A 26,138-nucleotide genomic window follows, 5' to 3' on the forward strand; every position below is an offset into this window, starting at 1 on the left:
CGTCACTCCTTCGTCCCGCCCGCGGTGAGGCCGCTGACCAGGAACCGCTGCGAGAACAGGAAGATGATGAGCACGGGCGCCACCGAGAGGATGGTCGCGAGGGCCAGGACCGGCAGGTCGATCGTCACCGAGGCCGCCGAGGTCGGGTTGAACAGCGGGACGTTCGACAGCAGCTCCGCGAGCCCGACCTGGATCGGCGACTTCTTGCCCGGCACCATCACGAACGGCAGGAAGTAGTTGTTCCAGTTGCCCACCAGGCTGAAGAAGCCGACGAGCGCGATCACGGGCGTGGCCAGGGGCATCGCCACCTGGGCGAACACGCGGAACTCGCTCGCCCCGTCGATGCGCGCGGCGTTGAGGAGGTCGCGCGACACCGCCGTCGAGAAGTAGATGTAGGTGAGGTACACGCCGAACGGGTAGAAGGAGAACGGCAGGATCACCGACAGCGGCGTCCCCACCAGCTTCACCGCGCTCAGCTCGAGGAAGGTCGGCAGCACGAGCGCCGTGTTCGGGATGAGCATCACGATGAGCGTGACCATGAGCAGCGTCCTGCGGAAGCGGAAGTCCACCATCGCCAGGGCGTACCCGGCCGGGATGCTGACCAGGAGCGTGAGGATCAGCGCCACCCCCGAGTAGAGGGTCGCGTTGCCGAGCCAGGTCCACACGATGCCGTTCTGGAACGCCATGAGCTGATCCCAGTTGCTCGCCAGCTGTTCGAACCCGCCGAAGCTGAACGGGTTGTCGAGCAGCAGCTGGCGTCCGTCCTTGGTGGGGGCCAGGAGCAGCCAGACCATCGGCAGCACGAAGAACACCACGAAGAAGGCGATGACGACCCAGGCGACGACGCGTCCGAGCCATCGCGCCGGGCTCGGCTGCTCCACGGTGCGCGGAGCGGGGGTGGTCCGCTCGGGGCGGGTGGCCAGATCAGTCGCGCTCAAAGAGTCCCCCTCGGAAGACGAACAGGGCGGAGAGCCCGGCGGCGACGACGAGCAGCAGCAGCGAGATGGCCGCGGACCCGTTGAAGTCGTTCTGCTTGAACGCGAACAGGTAGGCGAGCTGGTTGAGCGAGTAGTCCGGCGGCACGACCCCCTTCGAGGCCTGCGAGAGCACGCGGGGCTCGACGAAGAGCTGGGTGCCTGCGGCCAGCGCCATGACCGCCATGTACGAGATCCACTTCCGCATCAGGGGGATCTGGATGTGCCAGGCGGTCTTGATGGTGCCCGCCCCGTCGATGCGCGCCGCCTCCATCACCTCGACGGGGATGTTGTTGAGGGCGCCGTACATGATGATGATCCAGCCGCCGGCGCCGGTCCAGAACGCGATCAGCGTGAAGATCACCGGCAGGTTGTCGAGGGCCACCGTCTGGACGAAGGTCTCCATCCCGAACAGCTGGAGGACCCACGCGACGGGGCTCACGGTCGGGTCGAGGAGGAACAGCCACAGCATCACGCTCGACGCCCCGGCGAGCGCGCCCGGGATGTAGTAGAGGAACCGGACGGCGGAGGAGGCCCATCGGACCCGGATGGCGTGGACGATGAGGGCCATCAGCACGACCAGCACGGTGAGCGAGATCAGCCAGATGAGGACGAAGACGGCCACGTGCTGGACGGCCGGCCAGAACCGGTAGTCGTCGAACACCTTCGCGAAGTTGTCGGCGCCGACGAAGGCGCCGTTCTTCGTGAAGGCGAGGTACACGGCGTAGAGGGCGGGGAAGACCCCGAAGGCGAGGAGCAGGATCGTGTAGCCCGCCGAGAAGGCGTAGCCGATACGGGTCTGGCTGCGGTCGGGACGCTTGCGACGGCGGGCGCCCCGCCGTCGGCCCTCGGTCTCGAGAGGGCCGACGGCGGGGGCCGTCTCCTGAGCGGTGGTAGTGATGATCGATCCTGTCGTCAGGGGTTACTTGGTGTCGTAGCCCTGGACCTGGGCCTCGTTGAGGATCTCCTCCTGCCAGGCCGGCACCACGTCCGCGATCGTCTTGCCGCTGGCGAGGGCGGGGATGACGACCGAGGCGTACGCGGTCTCCGGGCTGAAGCTCGGGAAGCCCCAGCCGCCCCACACGCTGCTCGCGGCCGTCTGCACCGAGCCCTTGAAGTCGCCGGCGAAGAACCCGCTGGCGGCCTGGGTGTCGAGCCAGGTGGAGGCTGCGGAGTCGTAGGCCGGAAGTCCTGCGTTCAGCTTGGCGGCGGTGTCGGAGGAGGTGACGAACTCGAGGAAGGTCTTCACCGCGGCGAGGTTCTTGGAGTGGCTCGAGGCGTACCAGACCCCGCCGCCGACGTTGCCGGTGACCTCGTCCTCTCCGCTCCAGTACAGCGGGTCCGCGGCGCCGATCGTCCCGGCGGGGGCGTTGACGCTGTCGGGGTTCTGGAACAGGGCTCCGGAGTACCACGCCGGGCCGGGCATCGCGACGATCTTGTCGGAGTACTTCGTCACGAAGTCCGAGCCGAAGACGCTGTCCTGCACGAGGGTGCCGTTGGCGACCATGGTGTCGAGCAGGTCGGTCATCTTCTTCGAGTGCTCGTCGTCGAAGTTCGAGGAGAACGTGTTCCCGTCGAGCTGGAAGATCGGGGCCTGCGCGCCCCAGTAGTACACATAGGGACCGACGAACGAGTCGCCCACGGTGCCGAGGATGTAGCCGGGGTGCTCGGCGGCGAGCTTCGTGCTCAGGGCCTCGTAGTCCTCCCAGGTCTTCGGGATGTCGTAGCCGAACTGGTCCAGGAGTGGCTTGTTGTACCAGAGCACGACCGGGGCGAGGTCGTTGCGGAGACCGTACACGGTGCCGTCCACGGTCATCGGGTCGAGGGCCCCGTCGGTGAACCCGTCGAGGAAGCTCTGGTCCAGGTACCCCTTGTTCAGGGCCGCGGCGAAGGCCTGGTTGCCGTTCGTCTCCTTGGCCGCCCAGGAGGCGTCGTTCGTCTGCGTCGAGAAGACGACGTCGGGCCAGCCCTCACCGGACTGGTCGAACAGCGCCATCTTGGTCTTGAACGTGTCGGAGCCGCCGGAGTTGCCGTCGTAGGTCTCGATGCTGATCGGGACGTCGGGGTTCTCCTCCTGGAACGCCTTGGCGATCGGCTCGCGGGAGGCGTCGACCCACACCGTGATGGTGCTGCCGTCCTCCTGTTCGGCGGAGGGGAAGCCGAAGCCGCTGTCGGTGCCCGTGCTGCCACCCGAACAGGCGGAGAGGAGGCCGAGGGCAGCGAGCCCGGCTGTGATGGCGAGGGTCTTCGTGAAGCGACGACTGCGGCGCTGTGTTGCCATGTCACGTCCTTTGAGGGTCGACGTCGTTGACGACTGCCGCCGGCTCTGGCGGCTAGGTAGTAGTAGATCATACATGTGATCTTTGCGGAACTCTAGACCTCCGCGAGCCGATAGACCCTCTCCGCCGTACCCCCGAGCACGAGATCGCGGTCGGCGGGATCGAGCGGCTCGAGGATCGTGCCGAGCGCGTCCCACATCCGCTCGTAGCCACCCGCGATCCGAGCCACCGGCCAGTCGCCGCCGTACATGAGGCGGCCGGGGCCGAAGAGCTCGAGGGCATCGTCGACGAACGGGCGGAGCGAGTCCACCGTCCACGCCGCGGGGTCGCCGACGGCCGAGTAGAGGCCCGAGACCTTCGCCGACGCCCGGGGGTTCTCCGCCACGGCGGCGAGCAGCTCGCGCCACTGCGCCCGCTCCGCCTCCCCGTGACCGATCGGCGGCTTGCCGAGGTGGTCGACGACGAGGCCCAGATCCGGATGCCGCTCGCCGATCGCGACGAGCTCGGCGAGCGCGGCAGGATCCTTCGTGGGGAAGTCGAGCGTCAGCCCGGCGGCCGCGAGCATCGAGAGCGACTCGTCCTGGGCCATGCCGGCCAGCCATCCCGGCGGCAGCTCGTGCACGAGCGAGCGGATGCCCACGACGAGCGGCTCCTCGGCCAGCCGGTCGAGGGCGGCCGGGACGAGGTCGGGCCGATCCAGCGGCACCCAGCCGACGATGCCGACCACCTCGGGATGCCGTCGGGCCACGTCGATCATCAGCTCGGTGTCCGCGGCCTCGTCCGACGCCTGGACGAGCACGGCCCCGCCGACGCCCACGGCGGAGAGGGTGGGCAGGATCTCCTCGATGGCGTGATCGCGATGGAGGATCCCCGCATCCTCGGTCAGCCAGGGGTACCGGGCGCGTCCGAGGTCCCAGACGTGCAGATGGGCGTCGATGATCATGCGATCTCCTCCAGTTCGGTCCAGAGCTCAGGGGGGATGACGGCACGGTATCGCTCGACGGTGCTCCTGACCTGCTCGGCGGTCCGGACGCCGACGACGACCGAGGCGACGACCGGATGGCGGAGCGGGAACTGGACCGCGGCGTCCGGCAGCGTGACACCCGCCTCGCGGCACAGCTCGGCCATGCGGCGCGCACGCCGCAGGAGCTCGGGCGGCGCCTGATCGTAGTCGAACCTCGCGTCGTCCGGCACCTCCGGGCGCGACAGCAGGCCCGAGTTGTAGACCGCCGCGGCGACGATCGAGACGCCGTGCTCCTCCGCCGCGGGCAGGAGGTCCTCCTCCGCGGTCCGGTCGAGGAGCGTGAGCCGCCCCGCCACCATCACGACGTCGACGTCGCACTCGCGCACGAAGCGCGCGAGCATGGCCGACTGGTTCATCCCGGCGCCGATCGCCCGCACGACACCCTGGTCCCTGAGCTCCCGGAGCGCCGCGATGCCCGTGGTCGACGCGGCCTCCCAGTGCTGATCCGGGTCGTGGAGGTAGGCGATGTCGATGCGATCGAGCCCGAGGCGCTCGAGACTCTCCTCGACGGACCGCAGGACGCCGTCACGGCTGAAGTCCCACCGGCGCCGATGCGTGGCCGGGACGGCGAAGCCGTCGTCGTCCCGCTCCCCCGCGGCCGCGAGCTCCGGGGTCGGCACGAGCAGACGCCCCACCTTCGTCGACAGCACGTAGGTGTCGCGGTCCCGGCCGGCGAGCGCCTCACCGAGCCGGCGCTCGGAGAGCCCGATGCCGTAGTGGGGCGCGGTGTCGAAGTACCGGATCCCCGCATCCCACGCCGCGTCGACGGCGGCTCGGGCCTCCTCGTCGGTGGTCTCCCGATAGAGGCTTCCCAGCTGAGCGGCTCCGAATCCGATCTCGGTCAGCTCCACCCCGGCCGCGGTCCGTCGTGTCTGCATCGTCACGCCTCCTCGTCGAGTGTCTGGATGCGCCAGACATCATACATAGTATCTTTGTGGACTCGACGCCGTCCGCCTAGCGGGTGGGGAGCACGAGCACTCCGTCGACGCGGCGCGGGATCGACAGGTCGTCGTCGCGCAGCTCCGCCGGCAGCACCGCGGCGGGCGCGTTCTGCCAGGCGACGGGGCGCAGCCACCGGCGGATCGCCGTCACGCCCACGGACGTGTGCTGGGTGTTCGTGGCCGGCCACGGACCTCCGTGGTGCTGCGCCCACGACACGCGGACCCCGGTCGGGTACCCGTTGAAGACGAGCCGACCCGCGAACGGCTGGAGCGAGGCCGCGAGGTCGGCCACCAGCTCCTCCTCGTCGGGCTCGGAGTGCACCGTCGCGGTCAGCGAGCGCGGTACGCGTCCGATCGCCTCGACGACCTGGTCGATCGAGTCGTACCTCACGGCGACGATCATCGGCCCGAAGCACTCCTCGGCGAGCTCCGCCGAGAGCTCGGTCGCCGTGGTCTCGAGCATGGTCGGCGGCACGGTGTACCCCTCCCCCTCGGCCTCCCGCCCGCGGGCGAGCGCTCGCGCCCCCGCCTCGACGAGACGGCCCTCGATCGCGTCGAACGACCCGCGGATGCGCGAGTTGAGGAGGACCCCGGCCCCGGCGTCGTCGGTGAGGGACGCGAGCGCGGAGACGAGCCCGTCGCCCGCTGCCCCCGTCGGCACGAAGGCCAGCCCGGGCTTGGTGCACAGCTGCCCCGCCGATCCGGTGTACGAGGCGAACAGCCCCTCGGCGATGGCGGCCGAGCGCGCCGCGGCCGCGCCGGCGGTGACGACGAGCGGGTTGATGCTCGACAGCTCCCCGAAGAACGGGATCGGCTCGGGCCGGGTGGCGATCGCGGCCTGGAGGGCCTCGGCCGCGCCGAGGGACCCGGTGAAGCCCACCGCCGTGATGTTCGGGTCCGTCACGAGCCGGGTCCCGGCCTCCTGCCCGTACACGATGCCGATCGTCCCCTCGGGCGCACCGACCGAGCGAGCGGCCGCGAGGAGGGTCTCGTACGACAGGGCCGAGGTGAGCGGATGCGAGCCGTGCGCCTTGGCGACCACGGGGCATCCGGCGGCCAGCGCCGAGGCGACGTCGCCGCCGAGGACGGAGAAGGCGAAGGGGAAGTTGCTCGACCCGAAGACCGCGACGGGGCCGGTCGGCACGAGCATGCGGCGCACGTCGGGCTGCGGCCCGAGAGGCGTCTCCCCGGCGTGGTCGATGGCGGCCTCGAGGTACGACCCCTCCCGGATGGCGGACGCGAACAGCGAGAGCTGGAACGCACTGCGACTGAGCTCCCCGTTCAGGCGCGCGGCGGTCAGCCCGGTCTCGGACTCCGCCGTGGAGACGAGCTGCTCGCGGCTGCCCTCGAGGGCGACGGCCATCGCGTCGAGCATCTCGGCGCGGAACTCGCGCCCGAGCGAGGCGAGGTCGCGGGCCGCCGAGGCGGCCAGCGCGGCGATCGCGGCGACCTCCTCCGGGGAGGTCTTCTCGAGATCGGTGGCAGCGCTGACACCGGTGCGGGGGTCTGTCGTGGTGATCATCGTGTGTCCTTTCGGGAGACCGAGGAGGGGAGTCAGGCGCTCTCGCGGGCGACGACGGCGAAGCCGAGGTCGACGCGGCGGACGTCGTCGGAGCGATGGGTCATGCGCTGCAGCAGCAGCTCGCCGGCCACCGTGCCGATCTCGCGGTTGGGCGCCGAGACGGTGGTCAGCGTGGGCGCGAGGTAGCGGGCGAGCTCGAAGTCGCCGAACCCGGTGATGGCGAGGTCGCCGGGCACCGAGATGCCCTGCCTGCCCGCCTCGAGGATGGCGCCGGCGGCGAAGACGTCGCTGGCGAACATGAGGACGTCGGTCTCGGGATGCAGGGATCGCGCCTGGTGCAGCAGCGCCTTGCCCGTCTCCAGGTCGACCCGGGCGGTGCCGGAGTCGACGACGCGGATGGCCTCGCCGGGGAACAGCTCGGCGACCGTCTCCTCGAACGCCGCGCGGCGCTTGGCCGCGCGGAAGTCGCCGGTCTGCAGCGACCCGGCGAAGGTGGGGTGCCGGTACCCGCGGCCGTGCGCGTACTCGACGATGGCGCGGATGGCGTCGTGGTTGGAGAAGCCGACGAGGGAGTCGATCGGGGCGTCCGTCATCTCCCAGGTCTCGACGACCGGCACCTTCGACTCGCGGAGGAGGTGCGTGGTCCGCTCCGTGTGGGTGGTGCCCACGATGAAGAAGCCGTCGGGACGGCGGCCGAGGAACGAACGGACGAGGTCCTCCTCGTGCGAGGGCCGGTAGCCGGTCGATCCGAGGAAGAGCTGGTACCCGGCCGGGCCGAGCACCTCCTCCAGCCCGTGCAGAGCATCCGCGAACACCGAGGCACTGACGTCGGGCACGAGCACGGCGACGGTCATGCTCCGGTTGGAGGCGAGGTTCGAGGCGGCGAGGTTCGGCACGTAGCCGGTGGCCGCGATCGAGGAGCGCACCCGCTCCAGGGTGAACTCGGACACCAGCTCGGGCGCTCGGATGGAGCGGGACACGGTCTGCGGCGAGACCCCGGCGTGCACGGCGACGTCGTTGAGCGTCACCGTCTGCGTCGACCGCCGGGTGAGCCTCGGCCCTGCCGCGGCGGCCTCGAGGTCGGCGGCGGGGTCGAGGTCGGCGACGACCTCGAGCCCCGGGGTCACAGCAGGTTCCGGCCCGCCAGGTTGCGCATCAGCGAGCCGATCCCGAACACCCATGGTTCGCACCTCTCGCTCTGCTCCACGTGGTTGACCAGACTACCCAGTTCGGGTGCCGAGATCGCGACCACGTCGCCGCGCTTGTGGGTGAAGCCGCGGTCGGGCTCGTCGCGGTCGACGATGGGCGCGAACATGGTGCCGAGCATCAGCGCGGCACCATCCGGGTACTGATGCGACGGGCCCACGAGCTGGGCGGCGAGGTCCTCGGGATCGCGGCTGATCTGCCGCATCTCGCTGGTGCCGTGCAGCTCGAAGCCGTCCTCGCCGACGAGGTCGAGCGACACCGTGAGACCGCGGACGGTGTCGAGGTCGAAGGTCTCGTCGAAGAGCCGGATGAACGGGCCGATCGAGCAGGAGGCGTTGTTGTCCTTGGCCTTGGGCAGGAGGAGGGCGGATCGTCCCTCCACGTCGCGGAGGTTCACGTCGTTGCCGAGCGTGGCCCCCACGATCCGGCCGGTCGACGTCAGCGCCAGCACCACCTCGGGCTCGGGGTTGTTCCACTGCGACTTCGACCAGACCCCGACCGCGACGCCGGTGCCCATCGTCGACAGCGTCGGGCCCTTGGTGAAGATCTCGGCGTCCGGCCCGATCCCGACCTCGAGGTACTGGCTCCAGATCCCCTTCTCGACGAGGAACGCCTTGAGCGCGGTCGCCTCGTCCGACCCGGGCACGATCGCGCTCAGGTCGGCGCCGATCTCCGCGAGGATCTCCTCTCGCATCGCAGCCGCCGCATCCGGGTCGCCCTTCACCCGCTCCTCGATCACGCGCTCGATCATCGAGACGGCGAAGGTGACTCCCGCCGCCTTGACGGTCTGCAGGTCCAGGGGCGACAGGAGCCGTACCCGGGTCACGTCGCCGGCGACGGTCGCGGCGAGCGCGTCCTCGAGCGTGCCGAGGTTCGGCGCCCCCTCCCCCAGGGCGGCGCGCGCGGCGGCGACCGGGTCGTCGCTCTCCAACAGGTCGCTCACGGTCGCGAAGGAGCCGGACAGGTCGTACAGGCCGTCCTCCCGCACCAGCACGGGGGAGGGGCCCTCGACCGCCGGGTCCCAGACCCGTCCGACGAGGGTGCCCGCGTAGCGGTCGGCGGGGAGGGTGGTCGCGACGTCGGCGGTGATCGTCGTGGTCATGCGGAGGGCTCCTGTCGGGGCGGATGCGGTCGGGCGGGCGTGGGTAGGGGTGCGCGCGGGTCAGCGGTGCGGGGTGGGTCGCGGGTCAGCGGCGCCTGAAGACGGCGTCTCGCTTCTCGGCGAAGGCGCGCCGCCCCTCGGCGGCGTCCTCCGTGGCGAACGTGATGGTCTGGAGGTCGCGCTCGTAGCGGATGGCCTCGTCCTGCGTCATCGTGAAGGCGGCGCGGAGGTTGGCCTTCGCGGTCTCGGCGGCGATCGGCGGCCGGGTCGCGATCGTGGCCGCGAGCTCGCGTGCCCGCGGCAGCAGCGCATCCGGCTCGACGACCTCGGAGACGAGGTTCCAGGCCAGCGCCTGCTGCGCGGTGATCGGATCGCCGGTCATGATCATCACGGCGGCGTTCGACGGGCCGATCGAGTGGGCCAGGAACGTGCTCATGCCACCGCCGCCGATCCAGCCGAGCTTGATCTCGGGTGCCGCGAACGAGGCCGTCGACGACGCGAGGCGGATGTCGCAGGTCATCGCCGTCTCGAGTCCGCCGCCGAACGCGTAGCCGTTCACCGCGGCGATCAGCGGCTTCCGCAGGAGCCGCAAGGCGTCGCAGTAGTCCTCGCGGTTCCGGAACTCCCAGGGCGTGCGGTACTTGTCGAGCGAGCGGATGTCGCTGCCCGCGCAGAAGGCGCGCTCCCCCGCTCCGGTCAGCACGACCGCCCGGACCTCGTCCTCGTCGTTCGCCCAGGTCGCGGCGACGACGAGCGCATCCGACATCTCCTGGGTGACCGAGTTCAGCTTCGCGGGCCGGTTGATCGTGATCGTCGCGACATGTCCGTCGAGCTCCAGCAGGATCTCGTCGGTGCCCAGGTCGGGTGTGCTCACCACTGTTCCGTCACTTTCTGCGGGTGTTGGGCCGCCACACCCACCGGAAGTGACGGATCAGGGGATGCGGCGCGGAGCGCCGCGAGCGCGGAGGGGATCGTGAGCTCGCCGGACAGGGCGTCGCGGATGATCGCGGACGCGTCGGCCTGGAACCGGATGTATCCGGAGTAGCGGGGGCGCACCCAGGAGTCCTCGATGGTGGCGAGCGTCGAGCGGTAGAAGCCGTGCGCGGCGCCGTTCACGGCGTCGTCGAGCCAGGCGGTCCGGGTGCTGGGCTGGCCGGCGTGCGCGGGGATGAACCCGACCTGCGCCTCGGACGACATCAGCCACTCGATGTGGTGCACGAGCTCGGGGGTGACCTCGCACCGCCGACTCAGCGCGAGCCCGGTGCCGCCGATCGTCGAGCCCAGGCGACCGCCGGCGACGGCGGCCGGGGCGTCCGCGAAGCGCACGGTCGGCGACGAGTAGTTCACGTACCCGTAGACCAGGGGCACGTAGGCGATGTCGGCGGTGTCGGTCATCCGCTCGAGCAGCGCGATCGGGTTCTGCGTCTCGGCGTCGCGCGGAGCGCGGGCGGCGATCGACCGCATCCGATCGAGCACCTCGGTGCCCACCACGTCGTCGTCGAAGGCGGATCCGAAGGCGACGCACATCGACGCGAAGGTGAGGAAGGCGTGCGGGCCGGCGAGCGAGAGGACGACCGGGACGGAGCGGGACAGCGCCTCCACCTCGTCCCACGTGCCGGGCTCGGCGGGGCACAGGTCCGCGCGGCGGACCGACACCTGCGTGGCGGCGTCCAGCGGCAGCGCCCACTGACGCCCCGCCACCTCGTACGAGGCGAAGGACGGCCCGACCGCCTCCCCGGCCCAGCGCTCGAGCTGCGCCGCGGACACGACGTCGTCGATCGGACGGAGGGACCCGAGCTCGAGCGCCTCGCCGAGATGCGGATGGTCGAGGACGATCAGGTCGTAGCGCTCCGCGAGGTCGTCGATCGGATGCGACTCGAAGTGCTCGAGGGAGTGGGCGTCCCACACGATGTCGAGGCCCGAACCCGCCGAGCGCTCGCGCGCGGCGGCGGCTCGCAGCGCATCCCTCCCGCGAGGGTGGTCCCAGGTGATGCCGCGATAGGACGTCATGCCGACTCCGCGACGGGCACCTCGGGGGCCGGTGCGGCCGCCGAGCCGGGCCCGGGCTCGGCCACGACGACGCCGGACTCCACGAGGGCGTCGACCGTCCGCGGGTCCACGCCCAGCTCGGCGAGGATCTCCCGGGTGTGCTCGCCCGTCACGGGGGCGCCGCGGTCGATGCGCGCCGGGGTCTCCGAGAGGCGGTAGGGGAAGCCCGGGGTCTTGATGCGGCCCTCGGTCGGGTGGTCGTACTCGATGAAGGTGCCGTTGTGCTCGATCTGCGGATCGTTGACGAGCGCCTCGTAGTCGTAGACCGGCCCGGCCCAGATGCCGGCCTCGGCGAGCGCCTCCAGCCAGTGCGCCGTCGACTCCGTGGCCAGCCGGGCGGCGGTGCGCTCGTAGATCTCGTCGCGGTACCGCCAGCTGTCGGTCTCCGTGTCCATGTCGAGGAAGGTGTCCTCCCCGATCACGCGACCGAGCGTGGAGAGCTCGGGCATCGCCAGCGCGACGAACCCGTCGGTCGTGGCGAAGGCCCCGTAGGGGGCGCGGATGTAGACGTGGGCGTGCGGCTGAGCGCCACGACGCTGCTCGACACCGCCGACGGTGTAGACCGACAGCTCCTGCATCTGCAGGGTGGTGATGGCATCCAGCATGTTGACCGTGACCAGCTGGCCCTGCCCCGTCCGCTCACGGTGGAAGAGCGCGGCGAGCACGCCCTCGAACGCCGTGGAGGCGGTCACCGCGTCGACGAGGTACTGCCCGGCCGGCTGCGGCGGTGCGCCGTGCGAGCCCGCGGAGAGCATGGCGCCGCTCATCGCCTGGAGGAGGAGATCCTGCCCCGGACGGTTGCGGTAGGGCCCGTCCTCGCCGTAGCCGGAGATGGAGACGTAGACCAGGCTCGGGTTGATCGCGCGGAGCGTGTCGTAGTCGACGCCGAGCCGGGCCGCGACGCCCGGCCGGTAGTTCTGGAGGAAGACGTCGGCCGTCGCGACCAGGTCGTAGAGGATGCCCCTGCCCTCGTCGGACTTGAGGTCGACCGCGATCGAGCGCTTGTTGCGGTTGAGCGAGAGGAACGAGACGTTGATCCGGTTGCCGCTCGCCCCGCCCGCCGCGGCGTGCCGCTGCCACTCCCCCGTGGGCGGCTCGACCTTGATGACGTCGGCTCCGAGGTCGCCCAGGCGCTGCGCCGCGAACGGCCCCGCCATGGCGATCGAGCAGTCAAGCACACGCACGCCGGAGAGCACCTCGGGGGGTCCTGCGACTTGTCCGTCGGTCATGTCCATCCTCTTCCTGCTCGAGCACTGACGTCTATGGCAGCGCTAACAACATCATACCTTTGAAAGCCGAGCGATGCCTCCGGACACCGCTCGGCTTCGGTCAGTCGGGCTGTCCGCCGAGGGCGCGGATGCGCTCCCGCGCGCCGTCCGTCTCGGCCTGGCCGACGAGGACGCGGATCGTGGTCCGGTACTCCCGCGACTGTCCGTGCTCGAGCCAGATCATCGACCCGTCCTCGCGCGCAGCCCCGTCGCCGCCGACGTGGTGGGTGGAGGGTTCGAGGCCGACCGCATACTGGCCGCTCCGCAGGTTCTGCCACTCGAAGAAGCTCGGCATGCCGGCCGGGTCCCACGAGACCTCGACGCCGAGGGCGCCGTCGGCGCGCAGCAGCGCGACACGGTGCAGTCCGTCGGGCCCGACGACGAGCTCGTGCTCGGTCACCTGCTCGACCATGTTCAGCACGGGTGCGGGCAGCGTCCGGTACGAGATGCCCTGCTCGGCGACCGAGTCCGACTGCCAGAGATGCCGGGAGATCGCGGCGACGAACTCCGTGCCCTCGTCGACGATCGGCCAGCCGACGTTGATGTGGTACAGGAACATGTGAGGCGTGGGCTCGAAGCCGAGGTTGTCGACCACGTCGTGCAGACGGATCTCGCGGCCGTCCACATCCACCTCGATCGTGCGCGTGAGCCTCAGGTGCTCGCCGAACGAGGTCGCCTGGATCACCTCGCCCACCAGGCGGAGCACGCTCGGCCCGCTCTCGGGATCGACGACCTCTCGGGCCTCGAGCAGTCGCGCGGGGATGGCGGTGAGCCGACCGTGGAGCCCGTGCGACACGGTCTGCTTCGGCGGATACGCGTACCGGGTCGCGTCGACCTCGCCGCCGAAGAGCGTGTGGTCGAGTCCGCCCGAGACGAGCAGGCCGTCGAGGGCCCGCAACCAGGAGAGCCCGCCCTCATCCGTGTGCTCGTGGAGCCCCGGATGACGGAACCCGTTGCCGGAGCGCCAGCCCACCGGGATGCCGGTGATGCGGGCGGAGCCGAGGTCGAACGCGCGGTCGACGAGCACCTCGAGCTCGAGGCCCGCCGAGGTGCGGAGGTCGATGGCGCGCACGCCCCGCTCCACCCCGTCGTCGAGCACCACGTGACGGATGCCCGCCACGGCCGAGAGGTCGCCGGTGCGCTCGGCGAGCTGCCGGCGCGTGAGGTCGTGTCCGAAGACGTCCATGATGATCCCCCTACTCCATGATCCAGCCGCCGTCGACGTTGATCGTCTGCCCCGTCACGAAGGCCGAGTCCGGCCCGACGAGGAACGAGACGACCGCCGCCAGCTCGGCGTTGGTGCCGCGGCGCTTCAGCGACTGACGGGTGAGCACGAACTCGGTGTACTCGGCGCTGTCGCCCTGGATCTCCTCGGCCTTCGTCGGGAAGGCTCCCGGCGAGACCGCGTTGACCCGGACGCCGTACTCGCCGAGCTCCCGGGCGAGCGCCCGGGTCAGGCCGACCGCGGCGCCCTTGGTCGACACGTAGCTGGCGAGGTTCGACCATCCGCCGTGGAACGTGATCGACCCCACGTTCACGATCGCCCCGCTCCGCCGTTCGACCATGGGCCGGGCGGCGACCTGGGCGGCGTAGAAGTACGCCCGCTGGTTGACGGTGACGACGTCCTCGTACTCCGCGAGCGGGATGTCCAGGAACGGGGTGGACGGGTAGATCGCCGCGTTGTTCACAAGCGCCTCGACCGGCCCGAAGTCCCGATCGGTCGTGGTGATCGCCGCCTCGATCGCCTCGGCGTCACGCAGGTCGACCTCGAGGGTGCGCACCGGCACCCCCGCCTCGTCCAGCAGTCGCGCCGACTCGTCGAGCTCCTCGCTCGCACGGCCGAGCACGGCGACGGCGAAGCCGTCCTGCCCGAGCCGCAGCGCGGTGGCGCGCCCGAGGGCGCCGCCTGCTCCCGTGATGATCGCCACGCGATCGTTCATCCTGTGTCCCGTTCCTCTTCTGTGGTCCATCGTGTCGGGCTTTGTCCAGGTTTCCGTCGCCATCCGGCGGATTGGCGACGGAAACCTGGACAAAGCCGGGGCGGGGGGCGAGGGGGCGGAGCCCCCACCCCTCCGCGTCAGATCGTGTAGCGCTTGAGCACCTCGGTCACGAACGCCTTCGCGCGCGGGATGTCGGCCTCGTCGAGGTGCTCGATGATGAGCGGCGCGTTCGGGTTCTGCTCCGACAGGCGCTGGAGGTAGAGGTCGTAGTCGAGCGAGCCGAGGCCGGCGGCCGGCAGCTCGATCTCTCCGACGCCGCGGAAGGTGTGCGAGGCGAGCGCGTCGTCGTCGCCGATGTCCGCGTGCTTCTCGCTCTTGTCCGAGCCGGCGCGCTTGACGTCCTTGGCGTGGGCGACGCGGACGCGATCGCCGAGGGTGTCGAACACCTCGTTGAGGACGCCCGCCTGGTCGTCGATGTTGTCCTGGTCGAAGTAGTTCGTCGGGTCCATGAGCAGCTCGAGACCGGGGGTGCGGATGTCGTTGAAGACGCGCACGGTCTCGCGCACCGACCCGATCACGTTGTTCACGTACGTCTCGAGGAGGAACGTGGCGCCGTGGTCGTAGGCCTCCTGCGCCAGCTCGGCGAGCACGTCGCGGACCTGCTCGTAGGCGTCCTCGGTGCGGTTGTGGGGGTCGTGGTCCCACTCGCTCTCGGGGTTGAACGTGCCCGACTCGGAGATGACGTACTTCGATCCGAAGTTGCGGGCGTTGCGGATGATCTCCTTCAGGTACTCGACGTTCTGGCGACGGTGCTCGGCGTCGGGGTGGACGATGTTCGTGTACCCGGAGATGGCGCTGATCGGCAGGTCGTGGTCGCGAAAGGTGTCGGAGACCTTCTTGGCCTTCTCCTTCGTGATCTGGCCGGCCGAGAGGTCCATGTCCTTGAAGTGAAGGTCGAGCTGCACGGTGTTGAAGCCGTGCGCGCGGATCCTCTGCGCGGTGGTCTCGAGGTCGTACGGGTAGTAGGCGGTGAAGATGCCCAGCTGGATCATGGCGTCGTTGCTCCTTGATGTGGCGAGTGTTCGGTGGTGAGGGGTCGGATGCGGCGGGTCGGGCGAGCGGCGATCAGAGCGTGAACTCCAACAGCTGGACAGGGCGCTTCTCCGCGATCGAGCGGTATCCCGCCTCGATGAGCGCCATGGTCTTGACGTTGTCGGCGACCGAGAGCTCGGGCTCGGTGTCCGTCTCGACCGCGTTCTGCACCTGCTCCATGACGCCGATGAAGGCATGCGGGAACCAGTGCGTGTCCCAGGTCGGCGTCACCCATCGGCCGTCGGTGGTGATCGCCGAGGCGTAGGTGAGGGTGGAGGGCTGCCCGGTGGGCCACCCGATCGTGCCCTTCGCGACTCCCCGCGTGCCCTCCACACGCCAGGTGATGGAGAGGTCGGAGTCGAAGCCCTCCTCGCGCGGGCCGCTCCAGACGTCCTCGAGCGACAGGGCGAGCACGTTGCCCGGGAAGCGGAGCGTCGAGACGACGATGCCGTCCTCGTGCTCGAACGCGGTGCGCGGATCCTCGCGGACGACCGTGGAGATCTCGGTGGGGTCGCCGAAGAGGTAGCGGAGCGCATCCAGATGGTGGACGCTCATGTTCGCCAGCGTGAGCCGGTCGTAGCCCTCGAGGAACGTCTGCCAGTGCGGGATGGCCCGCATGTCGATCGAGGCGAAGACGACGTCGCCGAGCTCGCCCCGGTCGAGGATCTGCTTGAGCACGCGGATCGACTGGTCGTAGCGCATGTTCTGGTTGACAGAGAGGATCTTCCCGGCCGCGGCCGCCTCGTCGCGGAGGGCGACGGCCTCGTCGAGGTCGAGCGCGAGGGGCTTCTGAGCGAGGATCGCGCGGATGTGCGGCTTCGTCAGCGCCTCGCGGATGATCGCGGGCTGCTGGTCGGGCGGGAACGCGATGTCGACGATCTCGACCCGCTCGTCGTCGAGCAGCTCGCTGGGCGTGGAGTGGACGGTGCCGATGCCCCAGCGGTCGGCGACCTGCTGCGCCGTGGCGGGGGTCCGGGAGGCGATCGCGACGACGGGGAAGCCCGCCTCGGCGTAGGCGGCGAGGTGGTTGTCGGCCATGATCATGCCCGCGCCGATGCAGCCGATGGCGTGGGCGCGGCTCCGGATCTCGACGTCCGGGGCGAACTCGGACGGGGTCGTCGTGACCATCGGGGGTTCCTCTCGCTTCGTTGCGAACTGCGTTCGATCACAGTACCGGAAATCGTTGATAGCGCTACTGGCAGCGCTGCCAAAATTACGTTAGTGTCGGGCCACACCATCCGTCAACCACAGCGATTCACCGGCGAATCGAGCGGGAACCGTGCCCGGTTGACCTTCTGCACAACGCATTTCAAGGGAGAAATCGTGGCATCATCACGGCACACCAAGCGGCTCGTCCAGGCAGCCGGCGTCCTCTCCGCGGTCATGGCGATCACGGTCCTCGCGGGCTGCACCTCGGCCCCGGCCGAGGGCGGCGGCTCCACCCCCGGATCCGACGGCAAGTTCGTCATCGGGTTCGAGCAGCCCCTCGGCGGTCAGGCCTGGCGCGAGATGGGACTGGCGTCCCTCCAGGCGCTCGCGAACAGCCCGGAGTACAAGGACAAGGTCGAGCTCAAGATCGTCCGTACCAACGACAACGACGCGGCACAGCAGAACGCGGCGATGCAGAACCTCATCGCCGACGGCGTCGACCTCATCCTCTTCGACCCCGCCTCCTCCAGCGGTGCGGATGCGGCCATCACGCAGGCCACGGCCCAGGGCATCCCGGTCATCGCCAACGGCGGGCCGTACGACAGTGAGGACGTCTACGTCGTCTCGACCGATTGGGCCAACGCCGGCACCATCGGTGCGAACTGGCTGCTCGACAACCTCGGCTCGAACAAGAACATCGCCGTCCTGGAGGGCCTCGCGGGCGTGCCGCTCAACGAGGGCTCGATGCCCGGCGTGATCGACACCCTCGAGAAGGGCGGCGCGACGGTGGTCGCGCAGGACACGAACGGCTGGAACGAGGCGACCGCGCAGGAGGCGATGTCCACCATCCTCCGCTCCAACCCGGACATCGGCGGCGTCTACTCCTTCCTCACGGGCGGGCAGGGCGTCCCCGAGGCGTTCAAGGCGGCGGGCATCCCGTTCGTCCCCGTCGTGGGCGGCTCCGGCTACAACGGCGAGGCGTGCGAGCTCGTCGAGTACGGGTCCGAGGGGCTGAAGGGCGACATGGTCTTCGGCCAGCCCGCGATCTACGCGAAGGGCCTGGAGCAGGCCGTCGCGCTCCTCGAGGGTCAGGAGATCGAGAGGGAGCAGTACTTCCCGCCGCTGGAGATCACGAACGAGAACGCCGCCGACTACTGCCTCACCGACAAGCCGGCCAACTTCCAGCTCGGCTACGACTTCCCCGGTCTCGACCTGAAGCTCGACGACGTCCTGAAGTACTACTCGGGCTCCTGAGCCGCGGACGTCCCTCTTCCAAGGAGATCACTGACGTGACAGACGCACAGACGGGCGCGGCGACCACCTCGGTCGCGGCGCCCGTCGCCTCCCCTCCCTCCGGCACCCCCGCCGACGCGGCGCGCGCCGGGACCTCGCCCTCCGACACCGTCCCCACCGACGCCCTGCTCGTCGCGACCGACCTGGTCAAGAGCTACGGACCCGTCAAGGCGGTGCAGGGGGTCACCTTCCACTGCATGCCCGGCGAAGTGCTCGCCCTCGTCGGAGAGAACGGCGCCGGCAAGAGCACGGTGGCGAAGATGCTCGCGGGCGCGGTGACGCCCACCTCGGGTGCCATCACCGTCTCCGGGGCCCCTCTCGCCTCGGGCAGCGTGCGTCAGTCGCGGCAGTCCGGCGTCCGATGCGCGTTCCAGGAGCTGGCCCTCGTGCCCGACTGGACCGTCGCGGAGAACCTCAGCCTCCCCGACGGCGCTCCGCTCCGCGGCTTCTCGCAGAAGAAGGCGGTGCGGGCGGCGCGCGAGCTGCTCGACGCCCTGCACCTCCCGCAGATCGACCCGCGGGCCGCGGTCGGCTCGCTCTCGCTGGCCGACCGGCAGCTCGTCGAGATCGCCCGGGCGCTCGCCGGCGCACCGACGCTGCTCATCCTCGACGAGGCGTCGTCGGCGCTCACCCCGCCGGGTGTGGCCTGGCTGTTCGAGCGCATCCGCGAGCTCACCGCGCAGGGCGGGAGTGTCATCTACGTGTCGCACCGGCTCGGCGAGATCGCCGAGATCGCCGACCGCGGCACCGTCCTCCGCGACGGGCGGGTCGCGGGAGAGTTCGTCCGCGGCGGATGGACCGACGACCAGCTCATCTCGATGATGGCCGGCCGCGAGGCCGAACGCTTCTTCCCCGCACCGCCGCCTCGCACCTCGGATGCAGTGGCCCTGTCGGTCGAGAACCTCCGGGCCGAGGGCCTCCGCAGCGTCTCGCTCGAGGTGGGCGCGGGCGAGATCCTCGGCGTCGGCGGGCTGCAGGGCCACGGTCAGGCCGAGCTCCTGCGCGCGCTGTTCGGGGCGAGCCCCGCTCAGGCCGACTCGTGGACCGTGGGCGGCCGGCGCATCCGCCGCACCACCCCGGTGCGCTCGGTCGCCCGCGGACTCGGATACGTGCCCGAGGACCGCAAGAAGGAGGGCCTGGCGCTCGAGATGAGCGTCGGCGAGAACCTCCTGGCGCCGTGGTTCCGGTGGTGGCAGCTCGGCGGTCGGCCCCGTCTGTCGAAGGAGAGGGGCTGGATCTCCGGCATCCTCTCCGTCCTGTCGGTCCGCACCCGCGGACCGCTCGAGCTGGCGGGCTCGCTGTCCGGCGGCAACCAGCAGAAGCTCGTGTTCGGTCGCTGGATGAACCGCGACCGCACCGTCATCCTCCTGCACGACCCCACGCGAGGCATCGACGTGCGGGCCAAGCAGGAGCTCTATGGAGCGATCGTCGACCTCGCGGAGCAGGGCGTCGGCATCCTCTGGTTCTCGACCGAGGTGGAGGAGCTCGTGCACGTGTGCCATCGAGTCGTCGTGCTGTACCAGGGCCGCGTCGCCGACGAGCTGACCGGCGACCGGCTGACCCCGGATGCGGTGGTCGGCGCCGCCGTCACCGGATCGAGCGCGGCGATCAGGGGCGGAGCCGTCGCATGAGCGCCGTCACTCCCCCGGTCTCGCGGTTCGGGTTCCTGAACGGCACCGGCATCACCCGGCTCCGCCGCGAAGGCGCGATCGCCCCGATCGGCGCGTTCGTGATCTTCTTCGTGGTCTATGTGGCGATCAACCCGTCGCTGCTCACCCGGTTCCAGCTGCAGACCGCGGCGAACCTCGTCGTGCCGCTCGCGCTCGTCGCCCTCGGGCAGCTCATCATCGTGCTCGTCGGCGGCATCGACATCTCCATCGGCGCGATCATGAGCCTGTCGAACGTCGTGTTCGCCGTGCAGATGGAGACCATGCCCGTGCCGGTCGCGATCCTCATCGGACTCGCCACGGGCCTCGCGTGCGGACTCTTCAACGGGCTGCTCGTGGCGTACGGCGGGTTCCCCGCCATCGCGGTGACGCTGGCCTCGGCGTTCATCTTCGGCTCTCTCTCGCGCGAGGTGCTCGACGCCCCCGGCGGCGGCATCACCAAGGAGTTCTACCTCGCCACCTCGGGCGAGCTGCTGCCGTTCCTGCCGATCTCCCTGGTCTGGCTCGCCGTCGTGGCCGTGCTGCTCTGGCTGCTGCTGCAGCGCACGGCGCTCGGCCGCCACATCTACGGCGTCGGGTCGAACATGGAGAGCGTCCGCGCCGCCGGCCTGAACGCGCGGCTGACGAAGCTCATCGCGTTCGGGCTCTCGGGCGTGCTCGTGTCGATCGGCGCGATCCTCCTCGCCGGGTCGACCGTCACCGGCGACCCGCGCTCCGGCGATCCGTACCTGCTGTCGTCGATCGCCGCCGTCGCTCTCTCCGGTGCGGCCTTCACCGGCGGGCGCGGGTCGATCATCGGCACCATCCTCGCCGCCTGCACGCTCGGCCTCATCGGCAACCTGCTGTTCTTCGCCGGCATCAACTCGTACTGGCAGTACGTCATCTCGGCGCTCATCATCGTCGCGGTCGTCGGGATCCCCGTCGTCTGGCGCCGGGTGGCGTTCGCCGTGAAGGGAGCCCGATCATGAGCACGACCGCAGCGACCGGGCACTCCGCCGGATCGAATCCGGATGAGGTGACCAGCGCATCCGGCGCCCTCGGCACGACGGCGGAGCCGGTCGGGCCCACGGGGTCCTCCTCCCCCGGCGCGGGGCCCGCCCGCTCCTCCTCGGGGCTGTCGTGGCTCGGGCGTGTGCCGCGCGCGGTGTGGCCGCTGCTGGCCTTCCTCGTGCTGTTCGGCATCGGCGGCCTCATCCGCCCCAACCTCATCACGGTCGACTCGCTCATCGGCACGGCGACGTTCGCGATCATCCTCGCGATCGCGTCGTTCGGGCAGACGGTCGCGGTGATCCAGGCGGGCATCGACCTCTCGGTGCCGAACACCATCGGGTTCGCGGCCCTGTCGTTCCTGGCGTGGGTGGGGCCGCTCGGGCCGGTCGGCGCGTTCGTCGCCGCGCTCCTGTCGGGCGCGGTGATCGGGGCGCTGAACGGGCTCGTGATCTCGAAGCTGCAGCTGACGCCGATCGTGACCACGATCGCGATGAACGGGCTGCTGTTCGGGGTGATCCTGCTCGCGTTCAACTTCTCGGAGCTCACCGTCGTGCCGGACTTCGTCGTCGCGATCACGTCGGCGAAGATCGAGGTGTTCGGGATCACCATGGCGGCGGTCTTGCCGCTCGGTCTCGGTCTGATGGTCGTGCTGCAGCTCATCCTGTCGTTCACCGGATGGGGGCGCTCGCTCTTCGTCACCGGCTCCGCGGCCGAGGTGTCGCGGCTCGCCGGGCTCTCGGTGGACCGCATCCGCATCTCGGGATACGTGGTGTCGGGCCTTCTCGCCGCCTTCGCCGGCATCGTGATCGTGGGGTACTACCAGCAGGCGTCCGCGACGATGGGCGCGAGCTACCTGCTCTCGTCGGTCGCCGCGGTCGTCGTCGGCGGCGCGTCGATCTTCGGCGGACGCGGCTCCGTCGTCGGCACCGTGGGCGGCGCCCTCGTGCTGGCGCAGGTGAGCACCCTCGTGACGGTGCTGAACCTCGGGGCGAACATCCAGCAGCTCATCTACGGCGTGATCATCCTCGTGGTCATCTCCCTCTACGGCCGCCGCCGCGGCGCGTGAGCCCGTGTCGCCACACCCTTGGCCTTTCGCCCTGCGCATGCATGTGGCGAAAGGCCAAGGGTGTGGCGAACGTGATTAGGGTGAGGACGTGACGAACACCGTGCCTGTCTTCGAGCTCGACACCGGAACCCTCATGCCGCAGCTGGGACTGGGGGTGTGGCAGGCCTCCGACGAGGAGACGGAGCGCGTCGTGCGCTTCGCGATCGACGAGGCCGGCTACCGCCACATCGACACCGCCCGCGCGTACGGCAACGAGGAGGGCGTCGGGCGGGCGATCGCGTCGGCGTCGGTGCCCCGCGAGGACCTCTTCGTCACCACGAAGCTCTGGAACAGCGACCACGGGCGCTCGCGCACGCTGACGGCGGTGGATGCGTCGCTGTCGCGACTGGGGCTCGACTACCTCGACCTGTTCCTCATCCACTGGCCCCTCGGCGACCGCGACCGGCTGGTGGAGACGTGGCTGGCGATGGAGGAGATCCTGGAGTCGGGCAAGGCCCAGGCCATCGGCGTGTGCAACCACGAGCCGCACCACCTCGACTGGATCCTCGAGGGCGGATCGGTCGTGCCCGCGGTGAACCAGATCGAGCTGCACCCGCGCCTGCCGCAGTGGGTATCGCGCGCGTTCGACGACTCGCACGGGATCGTGACCGAGTCGTGGAGCCCGCTCGGCGGCACCAGCAACTCCGGGTGGGGCGGCGACTCCAAGCCCAACACCCTGCTGACCGACGAGACGCTCGTGTCGATCGGCGAGCAGTACGGCAAGACGCCGGCGCAGGTGATGATCCGCTGGCACCTGCAGAACGGGCTCGTCGTGATCCCGAAGTCGACGCACGAGGAGCGCATCCGTCAGAACATCGACGTGCTCGACTTCGAGCTCACGGGCGCGGACATCGAGCGCATCGCCCAGCTGGAGACCGGCGAGCGCGTCGGCTACCACCCCGACGACTTCGTCTGATCCCGTCCGCTCGGCTCGCGTGCCCGGGGTTTGTCCAGGTTTCCGTCGCCTTTTCACCGATTCGCGACGGAAACCTGGACAAAGCCCGGCTACATGAGCGCGGATGCGGAGCGCGAAGCGCGCTTCGACGGGAGCGTCAGCGCGGGGTGCGGCGGCGGGCGGGGATCGTGGCGATGGCGACGCCGAGCACGACGACGAGGATCGCGGCGGGGGTGGTCCAGTCGAGGGGCGCGACGCCGGGGAGCGCGAGGTCGAGCACGAGGGCGCCGGTGAGCTGACCGGCGACCGTGCAGAGGCCGAGGATGAGGACCCCCGTCACGCGGACGGCCGTCGCCAGCCCGAAGATGAACGCGACGCCGAGCACGCCGCCGGTGTAGAGCCACCAGTCGCCGGGATACGCCGTCGGCAGACCCGTGCCGGCGACGGCCGCGTGGATGACGAGCGCGATGACGAGCCCCGCCGTCCCCATCACGAAGTTGACGAACGTGCTCGTGACGCCCGAGCCGACAGCGGCGCCGAGGCGTCCGTTGCCACCCTGCTGGATCGCGTTCACGAAGCCCGCGATCAGCGGCAGCAGGAGCAGCCACACGGGGATGTCGACGCGGATGTGCGCCGACACCGACCAGACGACCGCCGCCACCGCGAGAGCGGCGCCGAGCGCGCGGCGCGTGGTGATGGGGCGCCGACCGCCGGGACCGAGCCCGAGGCGGTCGACGAGGAGTCCGCTGGCGGTGAGCCCGCCCACGAAGGCGATCGTGAACACCGAGATGCCGACCGCCACCGACGCGATGCTCTGCGTGAGGACGAAGAACGCCCCCGAGAGACCGCCGAACAGCGGCCACACGGGCAGCCGTCCCTCGCGCACCGCGGGGGCGATGCGGCGGAGCCCCCGCCGCCCCGACGGCATGAGCAGGAGGATCACCGTGACGATCACGAGCCCCGAGCCGAAGCTCAGGACGCTGGCCGAGAACCCGTCGCCGAGCCGGGTGCCGAGCTCGCCGTTCACGCGCGACTGCGTGGCCATGAGCGCGCCGCAGACGAACGCGATCACGACCGCGAGCCACAGCGGCATGAGCGGGCGCACCGCGCCCGCCGCATCCGTTCCGCCACCCTGCTGGCGTTCCGCCACGCTCATGCGCGTGGCGAAGGGGCAGCAGGGTGGCGGAACGGAGGGAGGGTCATGCCTGCGGGGCCGCCAGGTCCTCGAGCACCTGGTCGCCGGGGGCGGCGAACGTGGTGTCGGCCTCGATCTCGGCGCGCCCGAGGAGGTCGTCCATGCGGCGACGACGGGTGCGCGGGATGAGCGTCACGACGGTGCCGCGCTTGCCCGCACGGCCGGTGCGGCCGGCGCGGTGGAGGTACGTCTTGTACTCGTCGGGCGCATCCGCCTGGATGACCAGGTCGATGTCGTCGACGTGGATGCCGCGGGCGGCCACGTCGGTCGCCACCAGCACGCTGACACGGCCGCTGGTGAGGCGCTCGAGGTTGCGCGTGCGACGCGACTGGTTGAGGTCGCCGTGGAGGCTGGTGGCGAAGATGCCCGCATCCTCCAGCTGGTCGGCGAGACGCTCGGCGTAGGCGCGGGTGCGGGCGAAGATCAGCGTCTTGCCCTCGCGGTCGGCCAGGCGCTCGATGATCGCATCCTTGTCGCGGTGCTCCACCACGAGCACGCGGTGCTCGATGGTCGAGGACGCCTGGTCCTCGCCCGCGACCTCGTGCACGGCGGGCTCGACGAGGAACTCCTCGACTAGGGCCGCGACACCGCGGTCGAGCGTGGCGGAGAAGAGCAGCTTCTGGCCGCCCTCCTTCGTCTCGCGCAGGATGCGCTGCACCGGCTCGAGGAAGCCCAGGTCGCACATGTGGTCGGCCTCGTCGAGCACCGTGATGGCGACCTCGGAGAGGTCGAGGCGGCCCTGGTTGATGAGGTCCTCGATGCGACCCGGCGTGCCGATCACGATGTCGACGCCGCGCTGGAGCGCACCGACCTGACGACCCTGGGGGACGCCGCCGTAGATCTGCGTGGTGAACAGGCCCACGCTGCGGGCGATCGGCTGCACGGTGCGGTCGATCTGCAGCGCGAGCTCGCGGGTGGGGGCCAGGATGAGGGCGCGCGGCTTCCGGCCCATCTGGCGCTTCTGCCCGCCGTTGTTCTCCATGAGCTTCTCGACGAGCGGGGCGCCGAACGCGATGGTCTTCCCGGATCCGGTGCGGCCGCGGCCGAGCACGTCGCGACCCGCGAGGACCTCGGGGATCGTGGCGGCCTGGATGGGGAACGGGCTCTCAGCGCCGAGCTCTGCGAGCGCGCGCACGATGTTGTTGCCGAGACCGAGGTCGCCGAACGTCACACCCTCGACATCCTTCGCCTCGGTGGCCTGGGCCTCGAGGCGCTCGAGCACGACGTCGTCCTGCGGGGTGAACGCGGGGCGGTCGTCGCGGCTGGGGTAGAGGTCGCTGCCGCGGCGGTCGGAGCGCTCGCCGTACTGGCGAGGAGCGCGGTCGTCGCGGTCGCGGCGGGGACGGTCGCCGCGGTCTCCGCGGTCGAACGAACGCTCGGGGCGGTCGGTGCGCTCGTAGCGGCGCGGTCCGCGGTCGTCGCGGTCGAACGAGCGAGCCGGACGGTCGGCGCGGTCGTACGAACGGGCCGGACGCTCGGAGCGCTCGGGACGGTCCGCACGGTCGAACGAGCGGGTCGGACGCTCGGAGCGGTCGAACGACCGAGCCGGGCGGTCGCTGCGGTCGAACGAACGGGCCGGACGCTCGGCGCCACCGTCGCGCTCGAAGCGGTCGCCGCGCGCGGGACGCTCGTCGCGGGTGTAGCCGCCGCGTCCGCCGCGGTCGTCGCGACCGGCGAAGCGGTCGTCGCGGCCGAAGCGCGCGCCGCGCTCGCCGTCACGAGGGGCGCCACCGCGGGCACCGCGGTCGTCGCGATCGGCGAAGCGGTCATCGCGGTCGAAGCGGCGCGCGCCACGCGCATCCGCTCCCCCGTCGCGGCTGAAGCCGCCGCGGGCGCCGCGGTCGTCGCGACCCGTGCCGGCACCGCCGTCCCGGCCGAAGCGCGCGCCGCGGCCGTAGCCGGCGCGGTCGTCGCGACCGCCGCGGGCTCCGGCGTCACGGCCCGAGCGCTCGAAGCGCTCGGAACGGTCGCGGCCGAAGCTGTCGTCGCGGGGGGCGCGGCCCGTGCGGGCGTCGCGGTCGGCGCGCGCCTCGCGGTCGGACGTGGTCCAGCGCTGCTTGCGCGGGGCCTCGCCCTCCTCGGCGGGACGGTAGCCGCGGTGACCCGCACTGCGGCTGCCGGGCTTGGTGCCGCGGGCGCCGCGGTTCGGCTCGTAGTTCTTGGGGGCCTTGAAGCCGCCCGTCTTGTTGGTCTTGGGCATGGTGATATCCGGGTTTCCTGTATTGAGATGCGTTGCGCATCCGCTTCGGATGCTCGTGCGAAACCCGGCTATCGCTATCCGGGGCCGTGTCGTACGCGACGCTCACCAGTGACCAGCGCTTCTGCGCACTGACTGGGAGACCGGCCCTCTGGACTGACATGGTGCAGCCGCGGTGATCCGCGGTGTCCAAAAGCCGACCCTCCACCATAGCGCATCCGAACCCCGAGGCGCCAGCCGCGGCGATGCG

Annotated in this window: 22 protein-coding genes; 5 read left to right on the top strand and 17 right to left on the bottom strand. The window is 70.7% G+C overall.

Features of this window, described 5'->3' with window-relative positions:
* Positions 1-2: 2 nt before the first annotated feature.
* The 15 genes from IEX69_RS07330 to IEX69_RS07400 all read right to left on the bottom strand — a co-directional run bounded on the left by IEX69_RS07330 (position 3) and on the right by IEX69_RS07400 (position 16,525).
* Entirely contained in the window at positions 3-938 is a 936-nt protein-coding gene (locus tag IEX69_RS07330) for a carbohydrate ABC transporter permease (protein ID WP_229756271.1), read from the bottom strand.
* A complete protein-coding gene (locus IEX69_RS07335) occupies positions 925-1,695 on the bottom strand; it encodes a carbohydrate ABC transporter permease (RefSeq protein ID WP_229756272.1) in 771 nt (256 codons plus the stop codon). Before IEX69_RS07335 ends, IEX69_RS07330 begins: the two co-directional genes overlap by 14 nt.
* Positions 1,696-1,896: 201 nt before the next feature.
* Positions 1,897-3,255, bottom strand: coding sequence for an ABC transporter substrate-binding protein (locus IEX69_RS07340; protein WP_085020390.1), 1,359 nt, complete (start codon positions 3,253-3,255; stop codon positions 1,897-1,899).
* Between the two features lie 92 nt (positions 3,256-3,347).
* Complete coding sequence (locus IEX69_RS07345; protein WP_085020391.1) at positions 3,348-4,196, bottom strand: amidohydrolase family protein; 849 nt, start codon at positions 4,194-4,196, stop codon at positions 3,348-3,350.
* Entirely contained in the window at positions 4,193-5,155 is a 963-nt protein-coding gene (locus IEX69_RS07350) for an aldo/keto reductase (protein ID WP_085021545.1), read from the bottom strand. Before IEX69_RS07350 ends, IEX69_RS07345 begins: the two co-directional genes overlap by 4 nt.
* A gap of 76 nt (positions 5,156-5,231) precedes the next feature.
* Positions 5,232-6,740 (bottom strand): aldehyde dehydrogenase family protein, encoded by a 1,509-nt coding sequence (locus tag IEX69_RS07355; RefSeq protein WP_085020392.1) that lies wholly within the window; start codon positions 6,738-6,740, stop codon positions 5,232-5,234.
* A gap of 32 nt (positions 6,741-6,772) precedes the next feature.
* Positions 6,773-7,867, bottom strand: a complete 1,095-nt coding sequence (locus tag IEX69_RS07360) for a LacI family DNA-binding transcriptional regulator (RefSeq protein ID WP_217348615.1) — start codon at positions 7,865-7,867, stop codon at positions 6,773-6,775.
* Positions 7,864-9,048 (bottom strand): fumarylacetoacetate hydrolase family protein, encoded by a 1,185-nt coding sequence (locus IEX69_RS07365; RefSeq protein ID WP_085020394.1) that lies wholly within the window; start codon positions 9,046-9,048, stop codon positions 7,864-7,866. The genes IEX69_RS07360 and IEX69_RS07365 overlap by 4 nt, the downstream gene beginning before the upstream one ends.
* An 85-nt stretch (positions 9,049-9,133) precedes the next feature.
* Entirely contained in the window at positions 9,134-9,922 is a 789-nt protein-coding gene (locus tag IEX69_RS07370) for an enoyl-CoA hydratase/isomerase family protein (protein ID WP_085021546.1), read from the bottom strand.
* The gene (locus IEX69_RS07375) at positions 9,919-11,058 is read right to left on the bottom strand and encodes a type 2 periplasmic-binding domain-containing protein (protein ID WP_157127247.1); all 1,140 of its coding nucleotides are present in this window, start codon (positions 11,056-11,058) and stop codon (positions 9,919-9,921) included. Before IEX69_RS07375 ends, IEX69_RS07370 begins: the two co-directional genes overlap by 4 nt.
* Entirely contained in the window at positions 11,055-12,326 is a 1,272-nt protein-coding gene (locus tag IEX69_RS07380; protein ID WP_085021547.1) for a CaiB/BaiF CoA transferase family protein, read from the bottom strand. Before IEX69_RS07380 ends, IEX69_RS07375 begins: the two co-directional genes overlap by 4 nt.
* A gap of 100 nt (positions 12,327-12,426) precedes the next feature.
* A complete protein-coding gene (locus tag IEX69_RS07385; protein ID WP_085020395.1) occupies positions 12,427-13,551 on the bottom strand; it encodes an aldose 1-epimerase family protein in 1,125 nt (374 codons plus the stop codon).
* A 10-nt stretch (positions 13,552-13,561) separates the two neighbouring features.
* A complete protein-coding gene (locus tag IEX69_RS07390) occupies positions 13,562-14,305 on the bottom strand; it encodes an SDR family NAD(P)-dependent oxidoreductase (protein WP_085020396.1) in 744 nt (247 codons plus the stop codon).
* Between the two features lie 137 nt (positions 14,306-14,442).
* Positions 14,443-15,357 carry a sugar phosphate isomerase/epimerase family protein gene (locus IEX69_RS07395; protein WP_085020397.1) on the bottom strand — a complete coding sequence of 305 codons (915 nt, stop codon included), beginning with the start codon at positions 15,355-15,357 and terminating at the stop codon, positions 14,443-14,445.
* A gap of 73 nt (positions 15,358-15,430) precedes the next feature.
* A complete protein-coding gene (locus IEX69_RS07400; RefSeq protein ID WP_085020398.1) occupies positions 15,431-16,525 on the bottom strand; it encodes a Gfo/Idh/MocA family protein in 1,095 nt (364 codons plus the stop codon).
* 195 nt (positions 16,526-16,720) lie between these two features.
* On the opposite strand from IEX69_RS07400, the gene IEX69_RS07405 reads away from it, so the two are divergent.
* The 5 genes from IEX69_RS07405 to IEX69_RS07425 all read left to right on the top strand — a co-directional run bounded on the left by IEX69_RS07405 (position 16,721) and on the right by IEX69_RS07425 (position 22,517).
* Positions 16,721-17,800 (top strand): ABC transporter substrate-binding protein, encoded by a 1,080-nt coding sequence (locus IEX69_RS07405; protein WP_085020399.1) that lies wholly within the window; start codon positions 16,721-16,723, stop codon positions 17,798-17,800.
* Positions 17,801-17,835: 35 nt separating this feature from the next.
* Positions 17,836-19,470, top strand: coding sequence for a sugar ABC transporter ATP-binding protein (locus tag IEX69_RS07410; protein WP_085020400.1), 1,635 nt, complete (start codon positions 17,836-17,838; stop codon positions 19,468-19,470).
* Positions 19,467-20,474 (top strand): ABC transporter permease, encoded by a 1,008-nt coding sequence (locus IEX69_RS07415; protein ID WP_085020401.1) that lies wholly within the window; start codon positions 19,467-19,469, stop codon positions 20,472-20,474. Before IEX69_RS07410 ends, IEX69_RS07415 begins: the two co-directional genes overlap by 4 nt.
* Complete coding sequence (locus IEX69_RS07420) at positions 20,471-21,562, top strand: ABC transporter permease (RefSeq protein WP_085020402.1); 1,092 nt, start codon at positions 20,471-20,473, stop codon at positions 21,560-21,562. The genes IEX69_RS07415 and IEX69_RS07420 overlap by 4 nt, the downstream gene beginning before the upstream one ends.
* Before the next feature lie 88 nt (positions 21,563-21,650).
* Positions 21,651-22,517 (top strand): aldo/keto reductase, encoded by an 867-nt coding sequence (locus IEX69_RS07425; RefSeq protein ID WP_308420484.1) that lies wholly within the window; start codon positions 21,651-21,653, stop codon positions 22,515-22,517.
* Positions 22,518-22,653: 136 nt separating this feature from the next.
* Here the strand turns inward: IEX69_RS07425 and IEX69_RS07430 are convergent, their stop codons facing one another.
* Together IEX69_RS07430 and IEX69_RS07435 are read right to left on the bottom strand one after the other, a co-directional pair.
* Entirely contained in the window at positions 22,654-23,652 is a 999-nt protein-coding gene (locus IEX69_RS07430) for a DMT family transporter (RefSeq protein WP_229756273.1), read from the bottom strand.
* Positions 23,653-23,695: 43 nt separating this feature from the next.
* Entirely contained in the window at positions 23,696-25,891 is a 2,196-nt protein-coding gene (locus IEX69_RS07435; protein ID WP_085020403.1) for a DEAD/DEAH box helicase, read from the bottom strand.
* Positions 25,892-26,138: the final 247 nt, after the last annotated feature.

This window comes from Cnuibacter physcomitrellae, assembly GCF_014640535.1.
Taxonomy (GTDB): Bacteria; Actinomycetota; Actinomycetes; order Actinomycetales; family Microbacteriaceae; genus Cnuibacter; species Cnuibacter physcomitrellae.

What these genes read in the sequence shown, in the direction of transcription:
- IEX69_RS07400 (WP_085020398.1), bottom strand. Translation starts at nt 16,525, where the DNA reads ATGGTCACGACGACCCCGTCCGAGTTCGCCCCGGACGTCGAGATCCGG.
- IEX69_RS07395 (WP_085020397.1), bottom strand. Translation starts at nt 15,357, where the DNA reads ATGATCCAGCTGGGCATCTTCACCGCCTACTACCCGTACGACCTCGAG.
- IEX69_RS07435 (WP_085020403.1), bottom strand. Translation starts at nt 25,891, where the DNA reads ATGCCCAAGACCAACAAGACGGGCGGCTTCAAGGCCCCCAAGAACTAC.
- IEX69_RS07375 (WP_157127247.1), bottom strand. Translation starts at nt 11,058, where the DNA reads ATGACGTCCTATCGCGGCATCACCTGGGACCACCCTCGCGGGAGGGAT.
- IEX69_RS07430 (WP_229756273.1), bottom strand. Translation starts at nt 23,652, where the DNA reads ATGAGCGTGGCGGAACGCCAGCAGGGTGGCGGAACGGATGCGGCGGGC.
- IEX69_RS07420 (WP_085020402.1), top strand. Translation starts at nt 20,471, where the DNA reads ATGAGCACGACCGCAGCGACCGGGCACTCCGCCGGATCGAATCCGGAT.
- IEX69_RS07365 (WP_085020394.1), bottom strand. Translation starts at nt 9,048, where the DNA reads ATGACCACGACGATCACCGCCGACGTCGCGACCACCCTCCCCGCCGAC.
- IEX69_RS07350 (WP_085021545.1), bottom strand. Translation starts at nt 5,155, where the DNA reads ATGCAGACACGACGGACCGCGGCCGGGGTGGAGCTGACCGAGATCGGA.
- IEX69_RS07390 (WP_085020396.1), bottom strand. Translation starts at nt 14,305, where the DNA reads ATGAACGATCGCGTGGCGATCATCACGGGAGCAGGCGGCGCCCTCGGG.
- IEX69_RS07385 (WP_085020395.1), bottom strand. Translation starts at nt 13,551, where the DNA reads ATGGACGTCTTCGGACACGACCTCACGCGCCGGCAGCTCGCCGAGCGC.
- IEX69_RS07355 (WP_085020392.1), bottom strand. Translation starts at nt 6,740, where the DNA reads ATGATCACCACGACAGACCCCCGCACCGGTGTCAGCGCTGCCACCGAT.
- IEX69_RS07380 (WP_085021547.1), bottom strand. Translation starts at nt 12,326, where the DNA reads ATGACCGACGGACAAGTCGCAGGACCCCCCGAGGTGCTCTCCGGCGTG.
- IEX69_RS07345 (WP_085020391.1), bottom strand. Translation starts at nt 4,196, where the DNA reads ATGATCATCGACGCCCATCTGCACGTCTGGGACCTCGGACGCGCCCGG.
- IEX69_RS07340 (WP_085020390.1), bottom strand. Translation starts at nt 3,255, where the DNA reads ATGGCAACACAGCGCCGCAGTCGTCGCTTCACGAAGACCCTCGCCATC.
- IEX69_RS07415 (WP_085020401.1), top strand. Translation starts at nt 19,467, where the DNA reads ATGAGCGCCGTCACTCCCCCGGTCTCGCGGTTCGGGTTCCTGAACGGC.